The 19,449-nt window shown below is 64.1% G+C and carries 16 protein-coding genes and 1 tRNA gene; 13 read left to right on the top strand and 4 right to left on the bottom strand.

What is annotated here, in order from left to right:
• Nucleotides 1-54: 54 nt before the first annotated feature.
• Nucleotides 55-1,374: an OprD family outer membrane porin gene (locus CAG00_RS10130; RefSeq protein ID WP_085664179.1), complete on the top strand. Its 1,320-nt coding sequence runs from the start codon at nucleotides 55-57 to the stop codon at nucleotides 1,372-1,374.
• Nucleotides 1,375-1,662: 288 nt separating this feature from the next.
• On the opposite strand, the gene CAG00_RS10125 is transcribed toward CAG00_RS10130, so the two are convergent.
• Nucleotides 1,663-1,739, bottom strand: a tRNA-Arg gene (locus CAG00_RS10125).
• A gap of 207 nt (nucleotides 1,740-1,946) precedes the next feature.
• Between CAG00_RS10125 and CAG00_RS10120 the strand changes: the two genes are divergently transcribed.
• The 8 genes from CAG00_RS10120 (at nucleotide 1,947) to CAG00_RS10085 (ending at nucleotide 9,143) form a co-directional block, all read left to right on the top strand.
• Nucleotides 1,947-2,696, top strand: a complete 750-nt coding sequence (locus CAG00_RS10120; protein ID WP_085664178.1) for a GntR family transcriptional regulator — start codon at nucleotides 1,947-1,949, stop codon at nucleotides 2,694-2,696.
• Complete coding sequence (locus CAG00_RS10115; protein WP_075044296.1) at nucleotides 2,693-4,417, top strand: fumarate reductase/succinate dehydrogenase flavoprotein subunit; 1,725 nt, start codon at nucleotides 2,693-2,695, stop codon at nucleotides 4,415-4,417. The genes CAG00_RS10120 and CAG00_RS10115 overlap by 4 nt, the downstream gene beginning before the upstream one ends.
• 63 nt (nucleotides 4,418-4,480) lie before the next feature.
• On the top strand, nucleotides 4,481-4,726 hold the full coding sequence (locus CAG00_RS10110; RefSeq protein ID WP_008096634.1) for a ferredoxin family protein: 246 nt from the start codon (nucleotides 4,481-4,483) through the stop codon (nucleotides 4,724-4,726).
• 118 nt (nucleotides 4,727-4,844) lie between these two features.
• A complete protein-coding gene (locus tag CAG00_RS10105) occupies nucleotides 4,845-6,251 on the top strand; it encodes an ABC transporter substrate-binding protein (RefSeq protein WP_085664177.1) in 1,407 nt (468 codons plus the stop codon).
• A 15-nt stretch (nucleotides 6,252-6,266) separates the two neighbouring features.
• On the top strand, nucleotides 6,267-7,049 hold the full coding sequence (locus tag CAG00_RS10100) for an ABC transporter permease (RefSeq protein WP_015268565.1): 783 nt from the start codon (nucleotides 6,267-6,269) through the stop codon (nucleotides 7,047-7,049).
• Nucleotides 7,049-7,900, top strand: a complete 852-nt coding sequence (locus tag CAG00_RS10095; protein WP_015268566.1) for an ABC transporter ATP-binding protein — start codon at nucleotides 7,049-7,051, stop codon at nucleotides 7,898-7,900. The genes CAG00_RS10100 and CAG00_RS10095 overlap by 1 nt, the downstream gene beginning before the upstream one ends.
• Nucleotides 7,897-8,862 (top strand): HEAT repeat domain-containing protein, encoded by a 966-nt coding sequence (locus CAG00_RS10090; protein WP_085664176.1) that lies wholly within the window; start codon nucleotides 7,897-7,899, stop codon nucleotides 8,860-8,862. Before CAG00_RS10095 ends, CAG00_RS10090 begins: the two co-directional genes overlap by 4 nt.
• The gene (locus CAG00_RS10085; protein ID WP_025337299.1) at nucleotides 8,862-9,143 is read left to right on the top strand and encodes a gamma-butyrobetaine hydroxylase-like domain-containing protein; all 282 of its coding nucleotides are present in this window, start codon (nucleotides 8,862-8,864) and stop codon (nucleotides 9,141-9,143) included. Before CAG00_RS10090 ends, CAG00_RS10085 begins: the two co-directional genes overlap by 1 nt.
• 177 nt (nucleotides 9,144-9,320) lie before the next feature.
• Here CAG00_RS10085 and CAG00_RS10080 read toward each other — a convergent pair whose 3' ends face one another.
• Both CAG00_RS10080 and CAG00_RS10075 read right to left on the bottom strand, forming a co-directional pair.
• A complete protein-coding gene (locus CAG00_RS10080) occupies nucleotides 9,321-10,184 on the bottom strand; it encodes an ABC transporter ATP-binding protein (protein WP_025337300.1) in 864 nt (287 codons plus the stop codon).
• Entirely contained in the window at nucleotides 10,181-11,770 is a 1,590-nt protein-coding gene (locus CAG00_RS10075) for an ABC transporter permease (RefSeq protein ID WP_256578981.1), read from the bottom strand. Before CAG00_RS10075 ends, CAG00_RS10080 begins: the two co-directional genes overlap by 4 nt.
• Nucleotides 11,771-12,067: 297 nt before the next feature.
• Between CAG00_RS10075 and CAG00_RS10070 the strand changes: the two genes are divergently transcribed.
• Nucleotides 12,068-13,105 (top strand): ABC transporter substrate-binding protein, encoded by a 1,038-nt coding sequence (locus tag CAG00_RS10070; RefSeq protein ID WP_085664175.1) that lies wholly within the window; start codon nucleotides 12,068-12,070, stop codon nucleotides 13,103-13,105.
• A gap of 37 nt (nucleotides 13,106-13,142) precedes the next feature.
• Nucleotides 13,143-14,048, top strand: a complete 906-nt coding sequence (locus tag CAG00_RS10065; RefSeq protein ID WP_025337303.1) for a TauD/TfdA family dioxygenase — start codon at nucleotides 13,143-13,145, stop codon at nucleotides 14,046-14,048.
• A 114-nt stretch (nucleotides 14,049-14,162) separates the two neighbouring features.
• Here the strand turns inward: CAG00_RS10065 and CAG00_RS10060 are convergent, their stop codons facing one another.
• The gene (locus tag CAG00_RS10060) at nucleotides 14,163-15,077 is read right to left on the bottom strand and encodes a LysR family transcriptional regulator (RefSeq protein ID WP_075044302.1); all 915 of its coding nucleotides are present in this window, start codon (nucleotides 15,075-15,077) and stop codon (nucleotides 14,163-14,165) included.
• Nucleotides 15,078-15,233: 156 nt separating this feature from the next.
• Here CAG00_RS10060 and CAG00_RS10055 point away from each other — a divergent pair, with 156 nt between their 5' ends.
• On the top strand, nucleotides 15,234-17,606 hold the full coding sequence (locus CAG00_RS10055; RefSeq protein ID WP_371858052.1) for a TonB-dependent receptor: 2,373 nt from the start codon (nucleotides 15,234-15,236) through the stop codon (nucleotides 17,604-17,606).
• Nucleotides 17,607-17,623: 17 nt separating this feature from the next.
• Nucleotides 17,624-19,300: an aryl-sulfate sulfotransferase gene (locus CAG00_RS10050; protein ID WP_085664174.1), complete on the top strand. Its 1,677-nt coding sequence runs from the start codon at nucleotides 17,624-17,626 to the stop codon at nucleotides 19,298-19,300.
• Nucleotides 19,301-19,449: the final 149 nt, after the last annotated feature.

Below are 19,449 nucleotides of genomic sequence, written 5' to 3'. Positions count from 1 at the left end.
GTGCCTGGCAGGCACGGCACCGACCTTCGTTCACGGACAGGACACCCCTTGCATATGCAAAGACGCACACTTCTGTGCTGCGCCCTCATCACGCCCTGTGTGGCTGCTGGCCAGCCCGGCTTCATCGACGGCAGCCGTCTGGACCTCAACCTGCGGCACTACTACTCCAACCAGCATACGCAGGGCGACACCTACCTGGCGATCCGCAAGGACGGCCGCCTGACCCCCTCGCGTCTGCGCGAGACCTGGGTGCAGGCGGCGATGCTCGACTATGCGTCAGGCTACACTAGCGGTGTGCTCGGCATTGGCGTGGATGCCTCGCTGTACGGCGCGATAAACCTGAATCGCGGCCATGGCCGGGTGGCCAACGGTGGCGACCGGGTACTGGTGGACAGCGACGGCGACGCCATCCCCACCTGGAGCCGCCTGGCTGTCGGCGCGCTGCGCCTGCGCCTGGCCGGCAGTACCTTGCGGGTTGGCCGACAACGCCTGGACAATCCGATCCTGCGCTACAAGGATAACCGGGCGCTGCCGTCGAGCTTTCAGGGTGTGGCGCTGAGCAACCAGAGCATCGCTGGCCTGCAACTGGACGCCGGGCGCTTCGATCGGGCAATCCCGCGCACCGGCACCGGCAGCGAGCTGCTGACCAGCACCTTCGGCGATCGGGCGGTGAAGGCCGATTCGATCAGCTATATCGGTGCCCGTTACAGCGGCGCGCTGTCTGCCAGCCTGTACGGCTCGCACCTGGCAGATACCTGGCAGCAGCTGTACGTGGGGCTGGGCGGCACGCTGGGCGATCGGGCCAAGCTGGCTGTGCGCCCGGCCTTTCACTACTACCGCACCCGCGACAGCGGCCAGCAGCAACTGGGCTATATCGACAACCAGGCCTGGAGCCTGGCCACCACGCTGGCGCACCAGGCCCATGGTCTGACGCTGGCCTGGCAGCAGGTCGAGGGCAACGAGTATTTCGACTATGTGTGGGAGTCGACCGGCAACTACATGGCCAACTCGCTGTATTCGGACTACAACGGCCCGAACGAACGCTCCTGGCAGTTGCGCTACGACTTCGATGCCAGCGCCTACGGCGTGCCGGGCCTGAGCTTTGGGTTGTGGCACGCCAAGGGCTGGGGCATCGATGGCAGCCACTACCAGGGTGACCGCAATGGCCGCCACGCCGGATACAACGTGCGCGGTCTGCGCGGCGCGCGGCACGAGGAGAATGGCTTGGTACTTGGCTACGTGCTGCAGGGCGGCGCCTGGCGCGACACCAGCGTGCGTACCATCGTCTACAACCATCGCGCCCACGGCGGGCAGATCGATGGCAGCTACGACGAAGTGCGGCTGGTGGTCAACATGCCGCTGCGATTGTTCTGACCTTCCTCAACCCAGCGCCTTGTGCCGCCGGTGCCAGAGCATGCCCAAGGCCAGCAGCCATGCGGCCCAGTGGGTTACGTTCAGGCCGTACCTGGAATAGCGCCGGGAATAGAATACATTTGGGGGCGAGCCGGCCGACTTGAGCGAAACGGTTCCGGTGATGCCGATCTTCGGCCTATTGATAGTCCAGACGCACATCGCCCAGTTGCACTTTGGCAAAGCGACTTTCAGGACCAAGGCAAGTTCTGCGCGGAAGCGCCAACCCCTTGTGACACAAGGGAAAGAAGATGGCGCACTCGGCGGGATTCGAACCCACGACCCCTGCCTTCGGAGGGCAGTACTCTATCCAGCTGAGCTACGAGTGCAACGCGCACGCATGATACCCATCTGTGGTGGTGCCGTCCATCACCTTGATCTGTAGCCATTTTTCCCTTCAGCCGTGAAACGGGCGGTAATGGCACTCACAAATGCCTCTATCCATATGCAATATCGATATTTCCATCGTTGCTGTTATGCCCACTATTCTCTAGTCACAACTTGTTATAACAAGTAATCGATCAGTGAAGAGACCTATGGCCCAACTGCTCCCCCTGTCCCCGGTACCGCTCTACACCCAGCTCAAGGAATTGCTGCGCGAGCGCATCCTCGATGGCACTTATCCGCCACATAGCCGCATGCCCTCGGAAAGCGAGCTGGGCAAGGCTTTCGACGTCAGCCGCATCACCGTGCGCCAGGCGCTGGGCGACCTGCAGAAGGAAGGGCTGATTTTCAAGATCCACGGCAAGGGCACCTTCGTAGCCAAGCCCAAGGCTTTCCAGAACGTCAGTACCCTGCAGGGGTTGGGCGAGTCGATGACGCAAATGGGTTACGAGGTGATCAACCGCCTGCGCAGTTTCCGCCATGTGCCAGCCAATGCATTGGTGGCCGCGCGGCTGCAGGTCGAGGAGGGCAGCCTGGTCACCGAGATCCGCCGGGTGCGGTTGATCAACCGCGAGCCGGTGTCGCTGGAGCTGACCTGGTTGCCCAAGGCCGTCGGCGAAAAACTGGAAAAGGCCGACCTTGTCACCCGCGACATTTTCCTGCTCCTGGAAAACGACTGCGGCATTGCCCTTGGCCACGCCGACCTGGCCATCGATGCCGTGCTGGCCGACAGCGACCTGACCCAGGCCCTGGATGTTGAAGAAGGCTCGCCGATCATGCGCATCGAGCGCCTGACCCATGCCGCCGACGGTACGCCACTGGACTTCGAACACCTTTACTACCGCGGCGATGCTTTCCAGTACCGCCTGCGCATCGACCGCCAGAAGGGGAGCAAGGCATGAGCATCCAGACCCAGGACTACGACATCATCGTCATCGGTGGCGGTACCGCCGGGCCGATGGCGGCGATCAAGGCCAAGGAGCAGGACAAAAACCTGCGCGTGCTGCTGCTGGACAAGGCCAACGTCAAGCGCAGCGGTGCCATCAGCATGGGCATGGATGGCCTGAACAACGCGATCATCCCAGGCCATGCCACCCCCGAGCAGTACACCAAGGAAATCACCGTGGCCAATGACGGTATCGTCAACCAGGCCACGGTGCATGCCTACGCTACCCACAGCTTTGAAACCATCGAGCAACTCGACCGCTGGGGGGTGAAATTCGAGAAGGACGAGACCGGCGACTACGCGGTGAAAAAGGTTCACCACATGGGCGCCTACGTGCTGCCCATGCCCGAAGGCCACGACATCAAGAAGGTGCTGTACCGTCAGCTCAAGCGTGCCCGGGTCGAAATCAGCAACCGTATGGTCTGCACCCGTGTGCTGCTCGATGGTGAAGGCGCGGCCGCTGGCGTGCTGGGTTTCGATTGCCGTAGCGGCGAGTTTCGCGTGGTGCGGGCCAAGGCGGTGATCCTTGCCTGCGGAGCGGCCGGGCGCCTGGGCCTGCCGTCGTCGGGCTATCTGATGGGCACCTACGAGAACCCGACCAACGCCGGTGATGGCTACGCCATGGCCTACCATGCAGGTGCCGAACTGGCCAACCTCGAGTGCTTCCAGATCAACCCGCTGATCAAGGACTACAACGGCCCGGCCTGTGCCTACGTCACCGGCCCACTGGGTGGATATACCGCCAACAGCAAGGGTGAGCGCTTTATCGAGTGCGACTACTGGAGCGGCCAGATGATGTGGGAGTTCCACCAGGAGCTCGAGGGCGGCAATGGCCCGGTGTTCCTCAAGCTCGATCATTTGGCCGAGGAAACCATCCAGAACATCGAAGAAATCTTGCACAGCAACGAGCGCCCCAGTCGTGGCCAGTTCCACGCCGGGCGTGGCACCGATTATCGCCAGCACATGGTCGAGATGCATATCTCGGAGATCGGTTTCTGCTCGGGGCATTCGGCGTCGGGGGTGTGGGTCAATGAAAAGGCCGAGACCAGCGTCAAAGGGCTGTATGCCGCGGGCGATATGGCAGCGGTGCCGCACAACTACATGCTCGGGGCCTTCACCTATGGCTGGTTTGCCGGTGTGAACGCTGCGCATTACGTGACCGGGCGCGAATTCGCCGAGGTCGATGCCGAACAGGTCGAGCGCGAGCGCGCGCGGGTGTTTGCCCCGCTGCAGCGTCAGCATGGCCTGCCGCCGGCGCAGGTCGAGTACAAGCTCAGACGCATGGTCAACGATTACCTGCAACCGCCGAAGGTGACCAAAAAGATGGAAATCGGCCTGGCGCGCTTTGCCGAGATCGAACGTGACCTGGACCAGATGAAGGCCAGCAACCCTCATGAACTGATGCGTGCGATGGAGGTTTCGGTGATTCGCGATTGCGCCGAGATGGCGGCGCGGGCCTCGCTGTTCCGCGAGGAAAGCCGCTGGGGGCTGTACCACCACCGGGTGGACTTCCCTGAGCGCAATGATGGCGAGTGGTTCTGCCATTGCCATCTGAAAAAGGGCGAAAACGGTGAAATGACCAGCTTCAGGAAAGCGGTCGAGCCTTACCTGATTGCGTTGGACGCAGAAGAGCAGACCGCCTACGACCAGCTGCGAGTAAAGGCCGATGCAGCCTAGGCGACGCTGTGTCCTGTGAACACTTCGAAGAACGAGGGCCGCAGGCCCCGAGGACTCCGTGAAATGGCCTACCAGCCGCAAGAAATCTTCTTCCGCAGCAGCGCCCCCGTCACCATCGACGAAGACAAGTGCATCGCCGAAAAAGGCTGCACCGTCTGCGTGGAGGTTTGCCCCATGGACCTGCTGGCGATCAACCCGGCCACGCAGAAGGCCTACATGGCGTTCGACGAATGCTGGTACTGCATGCCCTGCGAAAAGGACTGCCCCACGGGTGCGGTGAAGGTCGACATCCCGTACCTGCTGCGCTGATTCATCCCGCCATCCGGCGCACCACCGGACGCCCTCCTGCTGTGCCCCTCGTTTCCCACCACCCAAGCCGGGCGGCGGAGACGACCCAACTCTTATAACGACTCGAGGGGAAACACCCATGCGCCTTGTTGCAACCGTGGCCGGCCTCGCGCTGGCGCTCACTGGCCTGAATGCCAGCGCCGAAACCATCCGCATCGCCATTGGCACCCAGGACACTACCATCAACTGCGCCACTGGTGGCCTGCTGATACGCGAGCTTGGCCTGCTGGACAAGTACCTGCCGCATGACGGCAAATACAGAGATGCCAAGTATCAGGTGGAGTGGAAGAACTTCACCAGCGGTGCGCCACTGACCAATGAAATGGTCGCTGGCAAACTCGACTTCGGTGCAATGGCCGACTTCCCCGGGTCGTTCAACGGTGTTGCTCACCTGGATGCCGGCAAGCGCAGCCTGTTCGTAAGCGTGCTGTCGGGCAGCGTGCACGGCAGCGGCAATGGCATCGTCGTACCGGCGGCGTCCAGCGTGCAGTCGCTGGCTGAACTCAAGGGCAGGACCATTTCCGTGCCGTTCGCCTCCACCGCCCACGGCATGCTGCTGCGTGCCGTAGCAGCCCAGGGGTGGGACCCGCAGAAGGATGTGCGAATCATCGCCCAGGCGCCGGAAATCGCCGGTTCCGCCCTGCGTAGCAACCGCATCGAGGCCCATGCCGACTTCGTGCCGTTCGCCGAACTGTTCCCCAACCGCGGCTTCGCCCGCAAGATCTATGACGGCGCCCAGGCCAACGCACCGACCTTCCATGGCGCTTTGGTCGATGCCGATTATGCGAAGAAGTACCCCGAAGTGGTCACCGCCTACCTGCGCGCCAGCCTCGAAGCTGATCGGCTGATCGCTGCGGAACCTGAGAAGTACAGCGAGTTGATCGAGAAAGTCACCGGCATCGAGGCCGAGGTCAATTACCTGTTCCACGGCCCGCTCGGCCTGCAGACCCGCGACCTGACATGGAAGCCTGAATACCGTCAGGCAGTCGCAACCTCCATCGATACGCTCAAGCTGCTTAAAAAGACCGACCGCGGCCTCGACACCGACAAGTTCATCGACGACCAATACATCCGTGCGGCCTTCAAGGAGGCTGGCCTGGACTACGACAAGGCGCTGAAAGACTACGATCCGCAGCCACTCAAGGCCAATGACGCGCTGACAGGCAAACCGATTACTGACTTCAGCCGCCTGGCACAGATCTGGGTGCGCGGTGAAGGCAAGGTCCGCCACTACGCTTCGCCGGAGGCCGCGCTTGGCGCCTTGGCCCAGCTGGAGCAGGAGGGCAAGGACATCCGCGCCATCTACGCCCAGGCCGCCGACAGCGGAATCAAGTTGCTGGCGAACCAGGCCTGGTTCGTGCGTAACGCCAAGGGTGAACTGGCGGCGTTCCTGCTCAAGGACCAGGCCGAGCAGTATGCCAAGGCCCATGGTGGTGAAGCGCTGGACTTCGTCAGCGCCAACCAGAAGCTGGTCGCCCAGCGCTGACCGGGAGGCACCGACATGACCTGCAACCTCAAGCGCTGGCCGGTGCGCCTGGCTTCGCTGCTGGCCTGCCTGCTGTTCTGGCAGGTCGCGGCGAGCGTGAAGCTGGACCTCGGGCTGCTGACGTTCACCTATGTCCCCACACCGAAGGCGGTACTGGAAGCTGCCTGGCAGTTGCTGACCTCCAGCACCCTGCTGGCGCACCTGGGCAGCAGCCTGTCGCGGGTTTTTGCCGGTTATGGCGCCGCGGCGCTGATTGGCGTGGCCCTGGGGTTGTTGATCGGCCGCTCGAAATGGGCCGAGGACACCCTGCTGCCGCCACTCGAAGTGCTGCGGCCGATTCCTGCGGTGGCGTGGATCCCGCTGGCGATCCTGATGTTCCCATCGTCGGAACTGTCGATGGTGTTCATAACGTTCACTGGTGCGCTGTTCCCGATCCTGCTGAACACCGTGCACGGCGTCGAGGCCATCGACCCGCGCCTGGTGGCGTCGGCGCGCAGCCTCGGTGCAGAGCGTTGGTCGATCCTGCGCGAAGTGGTGTTGCCTGGAGCGCTGCCAAGCATCGTCACTGGCCTGGCCATCGGCATGGGGACTTCATGGTTCTGCCTGGTCACCGCCGAGATGATTTCCGGACAGTTCGGTATCGGCTACTACACCTGGGAGTCGTACACCTTGCAAAACTACCCGGACATCATCGTCGGCATGCTGCTGATCGGCGTGCTGGGCATGGGCAGCAGCGCCCTGGTCAAGCGCCTTGGGGAGTTGGCCACGCCTTGGTACCGCACGCGGAGGGCCAGTTGATGAACAGTTATCAACCAGCACCAGGGCGTATCGACGGGCGTGGCCTGTCGATTCGACTGGGGCACGGCAGCGAAGCATTCGAGGCGGTGCAGCGTCTGGACTTCGCCGTAGAGCCAGGCGAGTTCGTCTGCATCCTTGGCCCCTCCGGTTGTGGCAAGTCGACGTTGCTTGGCGCCCTGGCCGGGCACCTGGTGCCCAGCAGCGGCCAGTTGAGCGTGGATGGCCAGACCGTTGCCGGGCCGTCACCGCAGCGTGGCATGGTGTTTCAGCACCACACCTTGCTGCCTTGGCGTAGCGTGCTCGACAACGTGGCCTTCGGCCTGAAGATGCAGGGCCAGGGCCGCGCCGAACGTCGCCGGCAGGCTCGTGAAATGCTGCAACTGGTGGGGCTGGCCGACTTTGCCGGGCGCTGGCCCAGTCAGTTGTCCGGCGGCATGCAGCAACGGGCCGAGATTGCCCGTGTGCTGATCAACCGCCCGCGCCTTTTGCTGATGGACGAACCCTTCGGTGCCCTGGATGCGCAAACCCGTGCACGCATGCAAGAGCTGTTGCTGGATATCTGGGCAAGCATCCGCACTACCGTGGTGTTCGTCACCCACGATATCGACGAGGCGCTGTTCCTGGCCGACCGTATCCTGGTGATGAGCCCGCGACCTGGCCGCTTTATCGAAGACCTGCACCTGGAGTTTCCGCGCCCACGCCGCGCCAGCCTGCTGACCAGCCCTGAATTCACTCACCTCAAGCGTCACTGTCTGGCCTTGCTCCGTCACGAGGAAGGCCGCGAACTCCCGCGCCTGACCCCGCTGGGCCTGCCGGACACTGAGCACCCACCGCTACGGATCGCGCTATGACTGAACGAACGACTGACAACCCCGACATCCTTGCTCTTCTGCCTCGCCTTGGTGCCGCTGATGCAGGCGTGCGCCGCATCGCCCTGATCGAACTGGCCGACCTGGAAGACCCGGATGGCTTGCCATGGCTCAACGATGCACTGCTGGTGGATGTCGCCGACGAGGTGCGTGCCGAGGCCGCGCGCCTGCTCGAGGCCTGGGAAGAACCCGAAGTTGTGCAGGCCCTGTGTGCTGCGCTGGCCGATGCTGCCGAGCCGGTACGGCTGGCTGCCGCCCAGAGCCTCAGCGAACTCAAGAGCCTTGAAACCGGTCAGCTGATCCTGCCATGGGTCAAGCATGCCGATGCCTTCGTCCGTGCAAGCGCCCTGCGTGCCTTGCGCGAGTTGCGCCTGGAAGATGCTGCAGAGCCTGCACTGCTGGCCCTGACCGATGGCGACGCCGCGGTCCGGCGTGAGGCAGTGGGTATTCTTGGCTGGCTCAAGCACCAGCCGGCATTGCCAGCATTGGCAAAGCTTGCCGCAGACGAGCCGGACACCGAGGTGCGCCGCGCGGCCATTGGTGCGCTGGGCCTCGCCCGCGACAGCGCGGTGGTGCCAGCATTGGTGGCTGCATTGGCTGACAAGGCCTGGCAAGTGCGTGAAGAAGCCGCCACCACGCTAGGCAAGGTGGGCCTGGCCCCAGCAGGCCCGGCACTGGTAAATGCTCTTGCCGATGACTTCTGGCAAGTACGTCTGCGTGCGGCGCGGTCTCTGGGGCGGCTGCGTCATGTTGCGGCCCTGGACGCGCTTGGCGAGTTGCTTGGCCACGGCATTGCCAACCTGCGCAAGGAGGCGGCTCTGGCCCTGGGTGAGCTGGGCCAGGCGCGTGCCTTGCCGGTGCTGCAGGCCGCCGAGGCCGATAGCGATCCCGAGGTGCGCAAGGCTGTGCGGATCGCCATGGCGCAACTGCGCGGGGCCTACTGATGAACGCCCCGCAAGCTATTCGCAACATGCGCGGGCCCGGGCAACTGGTGCTGCAATGGCAAGACGGCGAACACAGCCTCAGCCATGCCCGCCTGCGCGGTGCTTGCCCCTGTTCACAATGCCGAGCGGCACGGCTGCAGGGGAGCATCAGCCTGGTTCGCGATGATGTGCGCGTGGTGCAAATCGAGCCGCAAGGATATGGCGTGCAGCTGGTGTTCAGCGATGGGCATGAGCGGGGTATCTACCCTTGGGCTTACCTGCGTGACCTCAGTGCCCGGTGAGACCTGAATTCGCAAGCGGTCCGCGTACCCTGTGGGAGCGGCTTTAGCCGCGAAGAATCCAACTCGGTGCATGGCACCGGCTGCGCCGGTGTTCGCGGCTAAAGCCGCTCCCACAGGGGCCCTGCTAATTCAGTGAGTCATGGGCATTTCTATGAGTACGGGCCCGTTCCCACAGGCTCAGAGCGCAATCAGCTCCGGCCTCAGCCCTTCGACCCGGCGCACCGGCGGCGTCAGGTAGCCGCCATCCCCGGTGATCTGGTGCAGCACCTTCTCCCGCAGCTCGTGAAGTGCCACGCCCGTACGCAACCGTGGGTGTGGCAGGTCGATCTCCACCACCGACTTGATCCGCCCCGGGCGCGGCTCCAGAACCACCACCCGGTCGGCCAGGTAGGTGGCCTCCTCGGCGTCATGGGTGACCAGCAGCGTGGTGATGCCGGCACGTTCGCGAATGGCCAGCAGCTCGTCCTGCAGTTGCTGGCGGGTCAGCGCATCCAGCGCGCCGAACGGTTCGTCGAGCAGCAGGATACGCGGGCTGGCTACCAGGCCTCGGGCGATCGCCACGCGCTGCGCCATGCCGCCGGACAGCTGGTGTGGGTAGGCCGACTCGAAGCCGACCAGCCCCACCAGTTGCACGAATTCGTGTACCCGCCGCGCGCGCTCACCCTGGGTGAGCGGCTCGTTGACCAGGCCCAGGGCAATGTTCTGTTCCACGCTCAGCCAGGGGAACAGCCGGTGTTCCTGAAACACGATGCCGCGTTCGCTACCAATGCCGCTGACAGTGTGGCCGTCCACACGGATGTTGCCGCTGTAGTCGGTATCCAGCCCTACCAGCAGGCGCAGCAGGGTGGATTTGCCACAGCCGGAAGCACCAACGATGGCGATGAACTCACCCTGGTTGATCGACAGGTTGAAGTTGCGGATGGCTTCCAGCGGCTGGCCATCGACGCTGAACACTTTGCCGACCCCCTCGAAGCTGACCAGGGGCGGGGTGACGTCGGGCTGGTTGGCCGCGTGCAGGTGCGAGGTATTGAAGGCGTTCATGCGGTTCTCCAGCGCGTGGCGCGCGATTCGAGGCGTTGTCCAAGGGTGCCGAGCAGGGCGCCTACCAGGCCGATCAGCAGCATGGCGGCCATTACCTGGTCCATGCGGAACAGTTGCTGGGCGCCGATCATCAGGCTGGCGATGCCACCGTCCGAGGGCATGAAGTATTCGGCACCGATGGTGCCCAGCCAGGCGTAGATCAGCGACAGGCGCAGGCCGGCAAAAATGGCCGGGGCTGCGCCGGGCAGCACCAGCAGGCGCAGGCGTTGCCACAGGTTCAGGCGCAGGGTGCGCGCGGCTTCACCCAGCTGCGGCGAGAGGCTGGCGATACCGCGCTGGGTGGCGATCAGCAACGGGAAGAACGCAGCCATGCCGACGAATACCTGCTTGGCCCCTTCACCCAGGCCGAACCAGGCTGTGAGCAGCGGCACCCAGGCAAACAACGCCACCTGACGCAAGGCCGACAGGCTGGGCCCGAAGATACCTTCGGCATTGGCCGAAAGCCCCAACAGCAAACCGACCAGCAGGCCAGCGCTACCGCCCAGCAGCAAGCCGGCCAAAGCGCGCTGCAGGCTCAGCAGCAAGGCTTGCGGCAGCGAACCATCGGCCAGGCCGGTCAGCAGGGTGCGCAACACTTCAAGTGGCGAGGTCAGGATGTTGCTGTCGACCCAGCCAAAGCTGCTGCTGGCCTGCCACAGGGCCAACAGTGCCAGTGGCAGCAGCAGGCTTTGCCAACCCCGCGGCACGGGGCCACGGTGCTGCTCCCCTGTGGCCGCTTGCGGCCAGTACAGCAGGCGCTTTTCCAGGGCCGAGAAGCCGCGCTCCAGCAGTGCGCCGACCAGGCCGATCACCAGGATGCACAGCAGCACCAGGTCGAGCATGAACAGCTGCCGTCCCCACACCATCAGGTAGCCAATCCCTTCGCTGGAGGCCAGCAGTTCGACCGCCAGTAGCGAGGTCCAGCCGGTGGCCAGGGCCAGGCGTACGCCGGTGAGGAAGGCGGGCAGGGCAGCCGGAAGCAGCAGGCGCAGGAACATTAGATGGCGAGGCAGGCGCAGCACCGCAGCGGCCTCTCGCAGCTTGGGCTGGGCATCACGTACACCGACCAGCGTGTGCAAGGTAACGGGGACCACCACGGCTTTCACCAGCACCACCAGCTTGAGCAACTCGCCGATCCCGAAGAACAGCATGAACAACGGGATCCAGGCCAGGGTAGGAATCTGTGCCAGCGCCACGAAGGTCGGCAGCACCAGCGTCTGCGCCCGCCGCGAAGCACCCAGCCAGACCCCCAGCAGCAACCCGCTGCCGATGCCGACCGCCAGCCCCCAGAACAACCGCTGCAAGCTTATCCCCAGGTGCCCCCACAGCTCGCCGGAGCCAAACTCCACCGCGCTCTGCCACACCAATGCTGGCGCCGGCAGGATCTGCTCGCTCATCCAGTGCTCCCGGCTGGCCACTACCCACAGCACGGCAATTGCTGCAGGCACCAGGTATGCGAGGCCTTTGTAGGAGCGGCCTTGTGTCGCGATAGGGCCGCACAGCGGCCCCCGGAGCCACCTCCGATTCCTGCTCAGAACTCCATTCATCGGCCATCTCTCGAAGCGTTGTTAGATTATTCATTTATGGAATTAAAAATTCTAAAAAATGACTTTCAAGAGATAAGAGCATGCGCTTCATGCATACGGAAGCCCCTCGCCGTTGCGTTTTCCTCATATTTTCCATGCGTTTTCCGCAAGCCAGCCGCAGGCCCGCATGCCGCCTGATTTATGCCTTTCAGTTACTGAAGAATGAAGTTTTGATCTTTGTAGGTTCTAACCAGACCTGCCTAGCTTCTGGCCAAAGCGCCGGCCATCGCCGGTGGCAGCCTGCCAAGGAGCCTTGCCATGAAAACCCCGCTGCGCCACCTGATCACCGCCCTTGGGCTGGCCTTCACCCTCAGCGCCCACGCAGCTGAACCGGCCAAGCCAGCAAGCATCCGCATCGCCGTGCCCGACCTCAGCGCGGGCAGCAAGCCCAGCGCCGGTGGCGTGGTCGACGTGCTGCGTGACCAGCAACTGCTGGAGAAGGAATTCGCCAAGGACAACATTCGCATCGACTGGCACTTCTTCAAGGGCGCCGGGCCGGTGGTGAACGAAGCGTTGGCCAACGGCCAGGCCGATTTCGCCTACCTAGGCGATCTGGCCGCCATCGTCGGCAAGGCCAATGGCCTGGACACCCGCGTGCTGTCGGCGGGGGTACGTGGGGTGAAGAGCTACCTGGGCGTGGTGCCCGGTTCCGGCATCAAGACCCTGCACGACCTCAAAGGCAAGCGCGTGGCGGTGTTCCGTGGCACCGCCAACCAGCTGTCGTTCGCCAGCGCCCTGGCCAGCCAGGGGCTTAGCGAGCGCGAGCTGAAGGTGATCAACCTGGACTTCAACGCCGCCAATGCCGCGCTGGCCGCCAAGCAGATCGACGCCACCTGGGGCCTGTCCAATCTGCTGTCGCTGCGCGAGCGCGGGCTGGTCGAGCTACCGGTCAACTCGCGTGACCTGGAAGGTGCCGGCAGTACCCAGGCGGTGCTGCTGGGCACTGGCGATTTCATCCGCAAATACCCCGAGCTGGTGCAGCGCCTGGTCAATGCCCAGCAACAGGCCAGCGCCTGGCTGCGCGACGAACACAACCGCGAGGCCTATGTCGAGCTGGTGGCCAGCAATGCCAACTGGCCGCGCAGCATCCTCAGTGACGACCTGGCCAAGGAAGACCTGGCCCATTACTTCGATCCACGGCTGGACGCCGAATTCGTCGGCCAGCTGCAACAGGGCGTGGACCTGGCCGCCAAGGAGCGCCTGATCCGCCGTGGCTTCCAGGTGGCCGACTGGATCGAACCACGCTTCCTCGATGCCGCCCTGCAACAGAAGCAGGCCGTGCAGGCCGCCCGCTGAATCCCGATAACCCGACAATGACCGCAAGGACACGACCATGAGCAACGCCGCCCTGGCCACCGCGCCACAAACCCTCGAACTCGACATCCACCCGGTTGCCGGCCGCATCGGTGCCGAAATTCGCGGGGTGCAATTGTCCGCCGACCTTGATGCCGCCACCCTCGACGCCATCCAGGCCGCGCTGGTGAAGCACAAGGTGATCTTCTTCCGTGGCCAGACCCACCTGGATGACCAAAGCCAGGAAGCCTTCGCCAAGTTGCTCGGCGAGCCGGTCGCCCACCCCACCGTGCCGGTGGTGGATGGCACCAGCTACCTGTTGCAGCTCGATGGTGCCGAAGGCCAGCGGGCCAACTCCTGGCACACCGACGTGACCTTCGTCGACGCCTATCCCAAGGCCTCGATCCTGCGCAGCGTGGTGGCGCCGGCATCCGGTGGTGACACCGTGTGGGCCAACACCGCCACGGCCTACCAGGAGCTGCCCGAGCCGCTGCGCGAGCTGGCCGACAAGCTATGGGCGGTGCACAGCAACGAATACGACTACGCCAGCGTGAAGCCCGATGTGGACCCGGCCAAGCTGGAGCGCTATCGCAAAGTGTTCACCTCCACGGTGTACGAGACCGAGCACCCGGTGGTGCGCGTGCACCCGATCAGTGGCGAGCGGGTGCTGCAGCTGGGGCATTTCGTGAAGCGCATCAAAGGTTATTCGCTGGCGGATTCGCAACACCTGTTCGCGGTGCTGCAAGGGCATGTGACGCGCCTGGAGAACACTGTTCGCTGGCGCTGGCAGGCGGGGGACGTGGCCATCTGGGATAACCGCGCGACGCAGCATTATGCGGTGGATGATTACGGGACCCAACCGCGGGTGGTGCGGCGGGTGACCCTGGCGGGTGAGGTGCCGGTCGGGGTGGATGGGCAACTCAGCCGCACTACGCGTAAAGGCTGATATCGCCGGGGCCGCTTGGCGGCCCTTTCGCGACACAAGGCCGCTCCTACAGGCGATCGCATACCCTTGTAGGAGCGGCCTTGTGTCGCGAAACGGGGGCAAAGCCCCCGCCAGCTACAACTCGGTATCGCAGGCAATCAACTGCCTGACCAGCCCCTGAGCCAACGGCGATAGCCCATACCCCACCCGGCTCACCACCCCATAACGGGTATAGAACGCTTCTTCCTGCTCCACCGTCAGGTCGGCCAGCTGCAATGCCACCAATCCCCCGTCACGCTGATACGGCCGCAAGTTGGCATTGCAGGCAATGCCGATGGTGTCCGAATGCATCACCACATTCAGCAGTGCATAGCCATGCTCGCACTCCACCGTCGGCAGAAAATCCTGCCGCCCGCTGAGGTCGCTGAGGATCTTGCGGATGTTCGGCGGGCGGAAGGTGGTGGCCAGGGGGTAGTCGAACAGGTCACGCGCCCGCACGCTCTCGCGCTCGGTCAACGGGTGCCCGACGCGGCAGCAGAAATGCCAGCGCTGCGGCGTCAGCTTGTGCACCTGGTAGTCCGGGTCGGACTCGAACTGGCGGGTGTCAGCGACGAAGAACTCGATCTCCTCGGCAACCAGCTTGCGGTTCAGCGCCTGCCAGTTATCCACCTGGAAGCAGGTACGCGCCGCGGGGTATTCGGCGACGAAGCGTGCCACCGCCCGCGGTACCAAACCCCCTGCCGGCGCCGGGCCGGAGCCGAAGCGCACCACGCCGGTAGTGGCACCGTTGAACTGGTGGATCTCGTTGACCAGGTTGTGCGCCCCATGCACCAGCCGCCGCGAATGCTCCAGCACCAGCAGGCCCTGGCGAGTCGGCGCCAGCTCCTTGCTGGCGCGGTCCACCAGGCGGCAGCCGATGTTGTGCTCGAGGGTCTGGATGCTGCGGCTGAACGCTGATTGCGACAGGTTCACCGCAGCCGCCGCAGCAACGAAGCTGCGGTGCTCGACAAGGGCAATGTAGTGGCGCAGCTGACGGAGATCGATATGCATTTTTTACATTGAAACTTTCGGTCGAATGCAATTGCTGACAAGGGTTAGCCCCCTTATAAAGGGAGTCACTTATTCCACAAAATATGATTTACAAATATTTATATCACCTAAAAGAATATAAGCCCGACTGACCGCGATTCGGTTCCGCCAACGGAAATGCTCGCCAGGGCCCATGCCTCAAGGAGCATTTGCATGTCCGGAGTTTCCCGTTGGCCTGCGCGCGCGTCGCGTTTCACCTTGCAACCCTTGGCTGCCGGCGTGCTGCTGGCGGCGTCCTCTGCCAGCTTCGCCGAAGAGCCGGTCAGTGCCACCCCGGCGGTGGAGCAGGAGGCCAAGCTCGGCACCGTCACGGTCAATGCCCGCCGCCGCGAAGAAACCGCGCAAAGCGTGCCCACGCCGATCAGCGTGCTCGACAGCGAAACCCTGGAAAGCCAACGCATCTACCGCGTGCAAGACCTGCAGCAACTGGTACCCAGCACCAACGTCGCCTACGTTCATGCCCGCCAGTCGAGCATTTCGATCCGTGGCCTGGGCAACAACCCCGCCAGTGATGGCCTGGAAGGCAGCGTCGGCATCTACCTGGACAACGTCTACCTCGGCCGCCCCGGCATGGCGGTGTTCGACCTGCTGGACGTGGAGCAACTGGAGGTGCTGCGCGGCCCGCAAGGTACGCTGTTCGGCAAGAACACCACCGCTGGCGTGCTCAACATCACCACGCGCAAGCCCACCTTCCACCGCGAGGGCAGCATCCAGCAGTCGTTTGGTGAAGACGGTTACCTGCAAACCCAAGGCAGCTTCTCGGGGCCGATCAGCGACACACTGGCCGGGCGCATCAGCGCCTATCGCACCGAAGACGACGGCTATGTGAAGAACATCCACAACGGCGACGACCTCAACGGCGGCAAGCGCCAAGGTTTTCGTACCCAGCTGCTGTTCAAACCGAGCGAAACCTTCAACCTGCGCTGGATCGGCGAATACAACGAAGAAGACTCCGACAACGGCATCCTCAGCCTGTACAGCACCGGCCCTACCATCAATGGCGTCAACCGCTACGAAAGCCTGGCCGCCCAGGCCGGCGCGACGTTGGTGTCGGGCAAGCACCGCAAGGTGAACTTCGACGCCGACCAGCAGGTGACGGTGTTCCAGGGCGGTACCTCGGTGGAGGCCAACTGGACCCTGCCCAACGACTTCACCCTGACCTCGATCACCGCCTACCGCTGGTGGGACTTCACCCCGCGCAACGACGACGGCCTCAACGTGCCGGTGTTCTACAGCGCCGGGGTGTCGGTGCGCGACAAGCAGTACTCGCAGGAAATCCGCCTGGCTTCGCCCACCGGTGGTGCCTTCGACTACGTGCTGGGCGCGTACTACTTCAAGCAGGACCTGGACAACAAATCCTTCACTTTCTACGGGCCGCAGGCGGACATCTGGAACCTCACCCCGGCCGGCGCCCTGGCCAACGTCGACACCATTGGCAACGGGCACATCGACACGGACAGCTACGCGCTGTTCGCCCAGGGCACCTGGCACATCACCGACCGCCTGGACTTCACCGCCGGCGTTCGAGGCACCTATGAAGAAAAGAGCGCCTGGGTGACCCGCGATGCACCAACCGGCGGTGCGGCAGTAACCGGGGCCGCCGCAGCAGCACGCCAGGGCCGGGTAGGCGCCTACGATTCAGGCGACCTCAACCAGTACAGCTTCAGCCCCTCTGGCCTGCTGGGCCTGAGCTACCGCTTCAACGAGCAATTGCTGGGCTACGCCACCCTGACCCACGGCGAGAAGTCTGGCGGTATCAACCTTACCGTTGGCGCTGCGCCACGGCTGGGCACCGATTCGCTGCTGGTCGGCACCGAGCGGGTCAACAACGCCGAACTCGGCTTGAAAAGCTCGCTGTTCGACGACCGCCTGCAACTCAATACCAACCTGTTCTGGGCCGAAGTGCATGGCTACCAGGCCAACGTCTACGACCAGATCAACCGCGTGCAGTACTTGGCCAACGCCGGCCGCGTGCGCTCGCGTGGCCTGGAGTTCGAAGCCACGGCACTGCCGCTGCGCGGCCTCACGGTCAACTTCAACGGCTCGTGGAACGACGTGCGCTACACCGAGTACAAGGACGCCCCATGCCCGCCGGAAGTGAGCCTGGCCAATGCCACTGCCACCTGCGATTTGTCCGGCCACCAGGTGGTCGGCGCCTCCAAGTACATCGCCAACCTCAACACCCAGTACAAGTGGCAGGCCAGCGAGCACATCGAACCCTACGTCACCGCCAGCTACGCCTTCCGCTCCAAGGCGGTGGGCACCATCGACGATTCCGATTTCGGCCAGATCCCCAGCTACGCGCTGGTCAACCTTTCCGCCGGTGTGCGCCTGGACCAGGGCGACGGCGTGGTCGACCTGTCGCTGTGGGTGAAGAACGCCGGTGACAAGACCTACTTCACCAGCCTGTGGAACTCCGCCAACGGTGGCTATGCCGGCGTGCTCGGTACCCCGCGCACTTTCGGCGCCACCGCCCGTTACGACTTCTGAGCACAAGGAGCTATGCCATGAATGCCAAGACCGAAACCCCTGCATTGCCTGAAGGCGCCTGCCTGACCGCCAAGGTTCCCGAGCGTGACGAGGCGCTGCTCGGCGACGTGGTGGTCAACCCGTATCGCCTGGCGCCGCTGACCGCGATCATTCGCGACGGTGGGCGCAGCCTGAGTGCCGCGCACGTGCGCGTGCTGGGGCGGGGCGAGCGCGGTGTGGACATCGCCTACGAGGTGTCCGACCGTTCGTTGTGGACCTATGGCGGCATCCCGGTATTCGGCCTGTACCCGGATCACGTCAACCAGGTGGAAGTGACCTACAAGCTCGACGGCGAGCGCATCCGCGAGCAGTATCAGATCTACGCCCCGGCCGTGCGCCTGCCTGTGGTGGCCAGGCAGACCGCTGCCTTGCCTGAAGTGCAGTCGGTCAAAGTAGCGCCAGGTTTTGAAAAGCGCCTGTACCTGTTCAACCATCTGCAGGGGGACATCCCGGGCGGGCGCGCCTTCAAGTGGAATGCCCTCGGCGGTGCGGCGGAATGGGACCAGGTGGGCAACAACTGGATCGCCGACAGCAATGGCGACGTGCGCTGGTACCTGGACATCGAGCAGATCCACGACTCCAACCGCCGCGATGGCCTGGGCGGCACCATGGGCTTCCAGCAGACCCGCGACGGCAAGCTGATCTGGGGCCAGGGCCAGACCTACTCCAAGTACGACCTGCTGGGCCGGCGTATCTGGCAGCGCAGCCTGCCCGACAAGTTTGCCGACTTCTCCCATGAAATCCGCGAGACCGCCAATGGCACCTACCTGCTGCGGGTGGGCACCAGCGACTATCGCCGGCCCGATGGCAAGCGCGTGCGCTCGATCCGCGACCACATCATCGAGGTCGACGAGGCCGGTGATGTGCTGGACTTCTGGGACCTCAACCAGATCCTCGACCCGTACCGTGGCGACCTGCTTGAAACCCTGGGCAAGGCAGCCATCCAGTTGCCGGCCGGGGTGCAGAAACAGGACGAGCGGCTGGCCAACGAACTGGCCGAGGGTGACCTGCCCTTTGGTGACACCCCGGGGGTGGGCACCGGGCGTAACTGGGCGCACGTCAATGCCATCGACTACGACGCCGATGACGACAGCATCATCGTTTCAGCACGGCACCAGGGCGTGGTGAAGATCGGCCGCGACAAGCAGGTGAAGTGGATTCTCGCCTCGCCCCAAGGCTGGCCTGAGCGTCTGCGCGAGAAAGTGCTGAAGCCGGTGGCGAGCGAAGGCTTCGACTGGTCCTGGACCCAGCACACCGCCTGGCTGACCGGAAAAGGCACACTGACCGTGTTCGACAACGGCTGGGGCCGCGACTTTGCGCCGACCAGGCTGACCGGCAACTACAGCCGGGCGGTGGAGTACCGCATCGACGACGCCAAGGGCACGGTCGAACAGGTGTGGGAATATGGCAAGGAGCGCGGTGACGAGTGGTACAGCCCGGTGACCTCGGTGGTGGCCTACCGGCCGGAGACCGACACCCAGTTCATCTACTCGGCGTCGGTGAACTTCCTGACCCCGGAGAAACTGACCACCACCGTGCTCAACGAGGTACGGCGCGGGACCCAGGAGGTGCTGGTGGAGCTGAAGGTGCACAGCCGGCAGCCGGGCAGCGTGGGTTACCGGGCCCTGGTGATCGACCTGGCCAAGGCCTTCTGACCCATCCCTTCCGGGAGGGCCGTCGGTCCTCCCATCACATTTCCTTCAGCTCGTTCGTCTAACCTGTACTGGCCTCTTCGCGGGCACGCCCGCTCCCACAGGTACTGCACCGAGTTCGAAACCGGTGGAGTACCTGTGGGAGCGGGCGT

Source organism: Pseudomonas sp. B5(2017), from assembly GCF_002112825.1.
In the GTDB taxonomy this organism is placed as follows: domain Bacteria; phylum Pseudomonadota; class Gammaproteobacteria; order Pseudomonadales; family Pseudomonadaceae; genus Aquipseudomonas; species Aquipseudomonas putida_Z.
This window is presented reverse-complemented; position numbering and strand designations above follow the sequence as displayed.